Source organism: Aeromonas sp. (assembly GCF_050633025.1).
In the GTDB taxonomy this organism is placed as follows: Bacteria; Pseudomonadota; Gammaproteobacteria; order Enterobacterales; family Aeromonadaceae; genus Aeromonas.
The window spans coordinates 21826-31541 of sequence record NZ_JBODRQ010000030.1 but is presented as its reverse complement, the minus strand read 5'-3'; the positions used below and the strand labels follow the sequence as shown (position 1 = coordinate 31541).

7 protein-coding genes are annotated in these 9716 nt (G+C 58.1%); 3 read left to right on the top strand and 4 right to left on the bottom strand.

All coding sequences use genetic code 11. The features are described from left to right. On the top strand, positions 1 to 912 hold a 912-nt coding region (locus ACRAUW_RS06405; protein ID WP_431361604.1), incomplete at its 5' end, for a PLP-dependent aminotransferase family protein. Positions 913 to 972: 60 nt separating this feature from the next. On the opposite strand, the gene ACRAUW_RS06400 is transcribed toward ACRAUW_RS06405, so the two are convergent. Further along, entirely contained in the window at positions 973 to 2403 is a 1431-nt protein-coding gene (locus tag ACRAUW_RS06400; protein WP_431361603.1) for an alanine/glycine:cation symporter family protein, read from the bottom strand. A 702-nt stretch (positions 2404 to 3105) separates the two neighbouring features. Between ACRAUW_RS06400 and tal the strand changes: the two genes are divergently transcribed. Further along, positions 3106 to 4056 carry a transaldolase gene (gene tal / locus ACRAUW_RS06395; RefSeq protein WP_431361602.1) on the top strand — a complete coding sequence of 317 codons (951 nt, stop codon included), beginning with the start codon at positions 3106 to 3108 and terminating at the stop codon, positions 4054 to 4056. 159 nt (positions 4057 to 4215) lie between these two features. Further along, positions 4216 to 4398 (top strand): DUF3545 family protein, encoded by a 183-nt coding sequence (locus tag ACRAUW_RS06390; protein ID WP_005338547.1) that lies wholly within the window; start codon positions 4216 to 4218, stop codon positions 4396 to 4398. 150 nt (positions 4399 to 4548) lie between these two features. Here the strand turns inward: ACRAUW_RS06390 and accA are convergent, their stop codons facing one another. The 3 genes from accA to rnhB are packed head-to-tail and all read right to left on the bottom strand — an operon-like array spanning position 4549 to position 9623. Then, positions 4549 to 5499, bottom strand: a complete 951-nt coding sequence (gene accA / locus ACRAUW_RS06385) for an acetyl-CoA carboxylase carboxyl transferase subunit alpha (protein WP_005338549.1) — start codon at positions 5497 to 5499, stop codon at positions 4549 to 4551. A gap of 15 nt (positions 5500 to 5514) precedes the next feature. After that, positions 5515 to 8994, bottom strand: coding sequence for a DNA polymerase III subunit alpha (gene dnaE, locus ACRAUW_RS06380; protein WP_431361601.1), 3480 nt, complete (start codon positions 8992 to 8994; stop codon positions 5515 to 5517). 38 nt (positions 8995 to 9032) lie between these two features. Continuing rightward, positions 9033 to 9623: a ribonuclease HII gene (gene rnhB, locus ACRAUW_RS06375; RefSeq protein WP_431361600.1), complete on the bottom strand. Its 591-nt coding sequence runs from the start codon at positions 9621 to 9623 to the stop codon at positions 9033 to 9035. Between the last annotated feature and the right edge of the window lie 93 nt (positions 9624 to 9716).

The window sequence follows — 9716 nt, the reverse complement described above, 5'->3', positions numbered from 1 at the left end:
CAATATGAAGAACAAGGACTCCATCTTGCTCCCGAAGGGGTGTTGTTAACCCAGGGAGCAAGCCAGGCGCTCTCTTTGGTGATCCAGAGCGAGTTAAGACCGGGCGAGACGGTACTGGTGGATGACCCCGGTTATTGCAACCTGATTGCCCTGCTCGAGCAGAGTGGCATGCGGGTGATCGGTGTCCCATGGACCCCGCTGGGGCCAGACTGCCAACAACTCGCAGTACTGCTCAAAGAGCATAGCCCACGCATCTTTTTCACCAATCCCAGACTGCACAACCCAACCGGCGCCAGCTACTCGGTAGCGACTGCTTTTCGGGTGCTGCAGCTGGCCGAAGTCCACAACTGCCTGATTGTGGAAGATGATGTGAGTGCGCCCCTGGTCCGTGAACCCGGCCCAACCCTGGCGGCACTGGCCAGTCTGGAGCGGGTGATCTACATAGGCAGCTTTGCCAAGACACTGGCCCCGGGCCTGCGAGTCGGCTATCTGCTCGGTACGCCAGAACGCGTCGATCGCCTGATGCGCCTGAAAGCGCTGCATGCCATCTCCTCCTGCGGCCTAGCCGAGCGGCTGGTGCTACGCATGCTGGGGGAGCCTGAGCGAGAGCGAGAGCTGATTCGCCTGCGTGGCCGGTTACAGGCCACCTCCGAACGCTGGGAGCGTGGGCTGGAACGGATCGGCTGGCAACGCTTTTGCCCCCCGGGAGGAGGGCTCTTCTCCTGGATCAGGCTGCCTGAATATCACCAGGATGCGGCCCAGTGCGCCGAAGATGCCCTCGCAGCCGGTTTTCTGCTCGCCCCGGGTAGCCAATTTCGTCAGGGGCGACCTGCCACCCCCTGGCTGCGTTGCAACCTGGCCTACTCACCGCCAAGCCTGCTCGACTTTTTGCAGCGCTGGGCCGACCAATAAAAAGAGGGAGCCACCGGCTCCCCCTTCAGGTTTTAATCAAGAGGTCTAACTCACCGCTTGTTATTTTTTGGTCGGATTGTCCCAGATCCCCTCTTCCAGCTGGGAGCGGATCTCGGGGTACTTGTTAGCATCAAAGGTGGGCACCTTGCCCAGCCTGAGCTGGTCGTTGTAATCCTTGGCCAGCTTGATGGCGACGCTGGAGAGCAGCAGGATCGCCACCAGGTTGACGATGGCCATCAGCCCCATGGAGACATCTGCCATCGCCCAAACGGTTGGCAATTCACCCACAGAGCCGAACATCACCATCCCCAGCACGAACAACCGGAACAGCATCAGGCCGCCCTTGTGGTTGTGCTCGAGGAACACCAAATTGGTCTCGGCATAGGAGTAGTTCGCCACGATAGAGGTGAAGGCGAAGAAGAAGATGGCCGCCGCGATAAAGATGTTGCCACCGCTGCCAATCTGGGAGGAGAGCGCCCGCTGGGTCAGCTCGACACCGGTCACGCCGGAGCCCGGCTCAAACTGACCGGACATCAGGATGATGGCGGCGGTACAGCTGCAGATGACGATGGTATCCATAAATACCCCCAGCATCTGCACATAACCCTGAGAAGCTGGGTGTGGCGGATAGGGGGTGGCAGTCGCCGCAGCGTTGGGTGCAGAACCCATGCCCGCTTCGTTGGAGAAGAGACCCCGCTTGATGCCGTTAATCATCGCCTGGGAGATAGCATAACCCAGCGCCCCTGAGCCAGCCTGCTCAATCCCGAAAGCGGACTTGATGACCAGCATGAAAACATGGGGCAACTCGGTGATGTTCATCGCCACAATAACCAGCGCCAGCAGGATATAAGCCAGCGCCATAAAGGGCACCACCAGCTCGGCAAAACGGGCTATGCCGCGAATGCCGCCGAAGATAATCAGGCCGGAAAGCACCACCAGCGCCAGACCGCTGACCCAGTCAGGAATGCCAAACGCCACCTTCATCGCCAGACTGATGGAGTTGGCCTGCACCGCGTTGAACACCAAGCCAAATGCCAGGATCAGGCTGAGCGAGAAGACCACCCCCATCCAGCGCATGCCAAGGCCTTTCTCCATGTAGTAGGCCGGGCCACCACGATAGTTGCCATCCTCATCCTTGACCTTGTAGAGCTGAGCCAAGGTACTTTCGACGAAAGCGGTCGCCATGCCGATAAATGCGATCAGCCACATCCAGAATACGGCGCCGGGCCCGCCAAGGTAGATGGCCACAGCCACCCCTGCCAGGTTACCGGTACCAACACGGGCGGCCAGACTGGTACAGAGGGCCTGGAAGGAGGAGATGCCCGCGTTATCCGATTTACGGCTGTTTTTCAGCACGGAAAACATGTGGCCAAAGTGACGGATCTGGATAAAACCCAGTCTGACGGTGAAATAGATACCGACCCCGATGAGCAGGTAGATGAGCACGGCTCCCCACATCAGGTCGTTTAGCATCGCAATCAAGGTGTCCATAATTCTCTCGTTGTTATTCACATCCATGGTCAGTCTGCGCTGACCGTTTTCTGTCTGTTGTTTAATTAGCATTTCGCTAAAGGGGCGGAATCTAGCACAGCAGAAGAGCCCGGAATAGTGATTCCGATCACTCGGGACACAAAAAACGAACGGGAAAAGCCACTAAAGCTCCATTTAAATCGCAAGCTTTCAACAAATCCAATAATTTAATCAAATGCAACGTTCATCGAGCCCCTTTCCCCTCCCCCCATACAGACCAATCTCCCTCCGTCAGAAACAGGCAAACGCTTGCATGAAACTGCTTTCAAAATGAGAGATTTCGCCAAACGTTTTCGCCGTAAGAAAATTTCAAGTGTGCAATACAATAATTTATGTGATCAAACACACACTTTTTAATGTTGGCTAAAAAAAGTGACTTGGCAACAAACCGGATAATGTCGGATAAAAAATACAAAACTCCTTACTTATCAGTATGTTTTTCTCATAAAAACGCCCCTGCTCCACAGCCTGAATGTTTAACAACCAAGCGCCCCTATTGCAGGATGCAGCACATCAGTATTAATTAGGCAGGCAATGACGATGGGCCGCGCCCATCGCGCTTTTCTGAGCCTGAGGCACCAAGATCCTGTAATTTTATTTCAGAACAACCGTCTCAAGCCCGCAACCCAGGGATTACTCCCTCATTAAGAGATGATATTCGCTATGGCCGATAAATTAACCCAGCTGAAAGCCCTGACCACTGTTGTTGCTGACACCGGTGATATCGAAGCGATAAAACGCTATCAGCCCATAGATGCCACCACCAACCCCTCTCTGGTTCTGAAGGCCTCCGAGATCCCTGAGTACGCTCCGCTGATCATCGATGCTATCAACTGGGCCAAAGCCCAGAGCCAGGACAAGGCACAGCAAATCATCGATGCGGGCGACAAGCTGGCCGTCAACATCGGTCTGGAAGTGCTGAAGATCGTTCCGGGCCGCATCTCCACCGAAGTGGATGCCCGTCTCTCCTTCGATACCGAAGCCAGCATCGCCAAAGCCCGCAAGCTGATCCGTCTCTACAACGAAGCCGGTATCAGCAACGACCGCATCCTGATCAAACTGGCCTCCACCTGGGAAGGGATCCGTGCCGCCGAAGTACTAGAGAAAGAGGGTATCCAGTGCAATCTGACCCTGCTGTTCTCCTTCGCCCAGGCCCGTGCCTGTGCCGAAGCCGGTGCCTTCCTGATCTCCCCGTTCGTGGGTCGCATCCTCGACTGGTACAAGGCTAAAAATGGCCGTGATTACACTGCCAGCGAAGATCCGGGCGTGGTCTCCGTTACCTCCATCTACAACTACTACAAGCAACATGACTACCCGACCGTGGTGATGGGTGCCAGCTTCCGCAACACCGGCGAGATCCTGGAACTGGCCGGTTGCGACCGCCTGACCATTGGCCCAGCCCTGCTGGAAGAGTTGAGCAAGGCTGAAGGCACCATGGTACGCAAGCTAGACTACACCGGCGAGCGCAAGGCTAAACCGACCCCGATGACCGAAGCGGAATTCCGCTGGGAGCTGAACCAGGACGCCATGGCTCACGAGAAGCTGGGCGAAGGTATCCGCATGTTTGCCATCGACCAGGGCAAGCTGGAAACCATGCTGGCTAGCCGCCTGTAATAGGTTAATTTTTCTACGAAAAACCGGACTCCCTCAGGGGAGCCCGGTTTTTTTGTACCCGACTTTTAGCACGGTCATAGAGCTGTAACGAAAACGTTTTATTTTCAACCTCGTTATGTTATACGGATGGTGAAAACGATTAAAACCAAGGAGGGAGCCATGGAAATGTTCAACTTCGATTATGACGAGGTAGTTGAGCTCGGTTCACGTAGCCGCGGGACAACGGGAAAAAAACGCAAATGGCGCGAGATTGAGGCGTTGAAAGACAAGCACCGCCTGCAGAAGGAGCTGCAATCCATCGATATCGCCTATGAAGGACTGACCGACGAGATTGAGCTGTAATCGAGTCAATCTTGGCAAAAGTGCCCCGCTCACCCGGGGCACTTTTTTGTTGCCTCCATCCAGTGCTCATAAACACGTCTGAGAGCTTGTTAAGGGGCCATAAAACAAAAGCCCCCGTATCGACGGGGGCTTGATGCAGAGCAAGTGGACTTAGCAGTAGCCGTAACCCAGCAGACGCTGGTAGCGCTGCTCCAGCAGTTGCTCGGTATCGAGCGGACGCAGGGCATCCAGATCCTGCTTGATGCGGGCCTTGAGGTTTTTGGCCATCTTCTCCACATCGCGATGGGCACCACCGAGGGGCTCGTCGATCACGTGGTCGATCAGCTTGAGCTCTTTCAGACGCTGGGCAGTGATACCCATCGCTTCGGCAGCCACAGAAGCCTTGTCTGCGCTCTTCCACAGGATGGAGGCACACCCTTCCGGCGAGATGACGGAGTAGGTGGAGTACTGCAGCATGTTGACGCGGTCACCCACGCCAATGGCCAGCGCACCACCGGAGCCACCCTCGCCGATCACGGTGCAGACCACCGGCACGGTCAGACCGGCCATCACTTTCAGGTTGCGGGCAATCGCTTCGGACTGGCCACGCTCTTCGGCACCGACGCCGGGGTAAGCGCCCGGGGTGTCGATAAAGGTGATGATCGGCATCTTGAAGCGCTCGGCCATCTCCATCAGACGCAGGGCCTTGCGGTACCCTTCCGGACGCGGCATGCCGAAGTTGCGCTTGATCTTCTCTTTGGTCTCGCGACCCTTCTGGTGACCAATCACCATCACCGGCTCGCCGTCGAGACGGGCGATGCCGCCGACGATAGCCTTGTCATCGGCATAGGCGCGATCGCCAGCCAACTCGTCGAAATCGGTGAAGATATGCTCGATATAGTCAAAGGTGTAGGGGCGCTGGGGATGACGCGCCATCTGGGATACCTGCCAGGCACCCAGATCACCGAAGATCTTCTTGGTCAGCTCTTCGTTTTTCTTCTCCAGCCGGCGGATCTCGTCTTTCAGATCCACGGCGTGATTGCCTTCACTCACATGTTTGAGCTCATCAATCTGCGCCTGCAACTCGGCAATCGGCTGTTCAAAATCCAGAAAAAGACTCATAGGGCCTTAGAACCTCTAATCAAAAACCAATTCAACCCGCTCTCGTCCAAGCAGGACTCGCAAGTCATCTATCAGTTGATCGGTGGGCGTCACCCGCCACTCGGTACCGAGCGTCAATCGCACCCGGGAGCCGGGGCGACGATAGTTTACCTGAACCGGACAGACTCCGGCACGGGCGGGCTCCAAAATCTCGCACAAACGCGGGAAAAAGCGATCATCAATCCGCTGTTCATCGAGGGAGATGCGGATTGCTCTGGCAAAACGCTCCCTCGCATCGTTGATATCCAGTAATTCTCGAGCCGACATTTTAAGGCCACCGGAGAAGTCATCAAAGCTGACCTGTCCAGAAACCACCAAAATGCGGTCTTTTTGCATCAACTCTTCATATTTTTCCAGCGCTTCACTGAACAGGGTCACATCGAGGCGACCGGAACGGTCGTCCAGGGTGAAGATCCCCATCTTGTTGCCACGCTTGGTCACCATGCTGCGGGCCGCAATCACCAGCCCCGCCGCCGTGGTCACGGTATCGCGGGAGGTGGGATGCAGATCGCACAGGCGACCCGAGGTATAACGACGCAATTCGCTGCTGTACTGGTTGATAGGGTGACCGGTGAGGTAGAGCCCGAGGGTCTCGCGCTCCCCTTCCAGCCACACCTTGTCAGGCCAGTGCGGCACGTTGGCAAACGCCTTCTTGACGTCGTCAATCTCTTCGGTGAGCACGCCGAACATGTCGACCTGCCCCACCGCCTGCGCCTTGGCGTGCTGCTCGGCGGCACGCATCGCCTCCTCCAGCGTCGCCATCAGGGCAGCGCGGTGGGGGCCGAGCCGATCCATGGCGCCGGAGAGGATCAGCTTCTCCATCACCCGCTTGTTGAGCTTCTTGATGTCGACCCGGTTGCAGAAGTCGAACAGATCGCGGAACGGGCCGTCCTGATCCCGGGCGCTCAAGATCGCATCGATGGGGCCTTCACCGACCCCTTTCACCGCCCCGATGCCATAGACGATATGGCCATCTTCGTTGACCGAGAAGCGATAGCGGCCGGTGTTCACATCCGGCGGGATCACGGTGAGCCCCATCCGCTGGCACTCATCCACCAGGGTCACGATCTTGTCGGTGTTGTCCATATCGGCGGTCATCACCGCCGCCATGAACTCGGCCGGGAAGTGGGTCTTGAGCCAGAGGGTCTGGTAGGAGACCAGCGCATAGGCGGCGGAGTGGGATTTGTTGAAGCCGTAGCCCGCAAACTTCTCCACCAGATCGAAGATCTTCATCGCCAGTTCGCCGTCGACGCCATTCTTGACGGCGCCCTCTTCGAAACCGGCCCGCTGCTTGGCCATCTCCTCGGGCTTTTTCTTACCCATGGCACGGCGCAGCATGTCCGCGCCCCCCAGGGTATAGCCCGCCAGGGTCTGGGCAATCTGCATCACCTGCTCCTGATAGAGGATGATGCCGTAGGTCGGTTCCAGAATCGGTTTCAGGCTCTCGTGCTGCCACTTCTCGTCCGGATAGGAGATCGCTTCATTACCGTGCTTGCGGTCGATGAAGTTATCCACCATGCCTGACTGGAGCGGGCCCGGTCGGAACAGGGCCACCAGTGCGATCATATCTTCGAAGCAGTCGGGGCGCAGCCGCTTGATGAGATCCTTCATGCCGCGGGATTCCAGCTGGAATACCGCTGTGGTCTCGTAGCGCTGCAGCAGGTCGAACGACTTCTTGTCATCGATGGGGATGGCGGCAATGTCCACCGGCGGCTTGCCCTCTTTGGCAAGACGCGGGTTTATCATGCCGAGCGCCCAGTCGATGATGGTGAGGGTCCGCAGACCCAGGAAGTCGAACTTCACCAGACCGGCGTACTCCACGTCATTCTTGTCGAACTGGGTGACCGGGTGATGGCCTTCGTCATCGCAGTAGAGCGGCGCAAAGTCGGTGATCTTGGTGGGTGCGATCACCACGCCACCGGCGTGTTTACCGGCGTTGCGCACCACCCCTTCCAGGCGGCGAGCCATGTCGATGAGGTCTTTGACCTCCTCATCCTGCTCGTAGAGCTCGGGCAGCTTGGGCTCGGCCTCGAATGCCTTGGCAAGCGTCATGCCCGGATCCGGCGGAATGAGCTTGGAGATGCGATCGACAAAGCCGTAGGCGTGGCCCAGCACCCGTCCCACATCCCGCACCACCGCCTTGGCCGCCATGCTGCCGAAGGTGATGATCTGGGAGACCGCATCCCGACCATACATCTCGGAGACGTGCTCAATCACCTCGTCGCGTCGGTCCATGCAGAAGTCGACGTCGAAGTCGGGCATGGATACCCGCTCCGGGTTCAAGAAACGTTCGAACAGCAGGTCAAATTCCAGCGGGTCCAGATCGGTGATCTTGAGGGCATAGGCCACCAGAGAGCCCGCCCCCGAGCCCCGGCCCGGACCAACGGGAATGCCGTTGTCCTTGGACCACTGGATAAACTCCATCACGATGAGAAAGTAACCCGGGAAGCCCATCTGGTTGATCACTTTCAGCTCGATGTCGAGACGCTCGTCATACTCGGGACGGCGCTCGGCCCGCACTTGCGGATCCGGGAACAGGAACTCGAGACGCTCCTCCAGACCCTCTTTCGACTTGGCCACCAGAAAATCTTCGGTGGTCATGTCGCCAGTCGGGAAGTTGGGCAGGAAGTATTCGCCGAGACGCACCGTCACGTTGCAGCGCTTGGCGATCTCCACCGTGTTCTCCAGCGCCTCGGGAATGTCGGCAAACAGCTCCGCCATCTCCTCCTGACTGCGCAGGTACTGCTGGGGGCTATAGCGACGGGGGCGGCGCTTGTCCATCAGGGTATAGCCGTCATGGATGGCAACCCGGATCTCGTGGGCGTCGAAATCATCGGCAGAGAGGAACACCACCTCGTTGGTGGCGACCACCGGCAGCTCGAACTCGGTGGCAATGGCCACCGCCATGTGCAGATAGACCTCTTCGTCGGGTCGACCTGTACGCAACAGTTCGAGGTAGTAAGCATCGGGGAAATGGGTCTGGTAGAAGGCGAGACACTGCTCGGTCATCTGCCGGTTGCCCTTGAGCAGGAACTTGCCCACATCCCCCTCGCGGCCGCCGGAGAGGACGATCACCCCCTTGGCATGCTCGGCGAGCCAGCTCTTGTCGATAACCGGCCGCCCTTGCACGTGGCCGCGCTGATAACCGCGGGAGATGAGCAGGGTGATGTTCTGGTAGCCGTCGTTATCCATGGCTAGCAGGGTGAGACGGAACTGCTCGTCGCCGAGCTCATCGCTCTGCACCCAGAAGTCGGCGCCGACAATGGGTTTGATCCCCTTGCCGTGGGCCGCGCCATAGAAGCGCACCAGACCGCACATGTTCATCTGATCGGTCAGCGCCAGCGCCGGCATGTTGTTGGCCGCCGCCGCCCCGACGATGGGATTGATCTTCTGCAGGCCATCGACCATGGAGAAGTCGGAGTGGACTCGCAGGTGGATAAAACGGGGTTCAGCCATCGTCATCTCCTCTCGCTGCTCAAACAAAATGACATGGTCTACTCGATCCCCAGTGCGCGGCGCACCGGTTTGAAGCTCTTGCGATATTCGGGCAGCGGGCCACGCTCGGCCAGAATGGCGAGGTGCTCAGCGGTCGGATAACCCTTGTGACGGGCAAAGCCATACTCGGGATGGCGGCTGTCCAGCTCGGTCATCTCCGCATCGCGGGTCACCTTGGCCAGAATAGAGGCGGCGCTGATGGCGGCCACCAGGCTATCGCCCTTGACCACGGCGCGCGCTTCCATCGGCAGCGCCGGGCAGCGGTTGCCATCGATAAAGACCAGCTCGGGGGTGACCTTCAATCCCGCCACGGCGCGCTGCATCGCCAGCATAGTGGCGTGCAGGATGTTGAGTTCGTCTATCTCCTCCGGGCTAGCGCGACCGATGGCCCAGGCGAGCGCCTTCTCCCTGATCTCGTCAAACAGCGCCAGCCGTTTCTTCTCGGAGAGCTTCTTGGAGTCAGCCAGCCCGACAATGGGATTGGCGGGATCGAGAATGACCGCAGCGGTGACCACGTCACCCACCAGCGGGCCACGGCCCACTTCGTCCACACCGGCAACCAGCTTGTCGTCAGGAATATCGATCATCATCTTGTAGCCTTGAATCAAAACAAGGAAGGTAGGTTCGAATAGCGAAGCGTATTCGAACGTTCCCTGGGCATCTATTAGTTAGGTGAGCGTTCG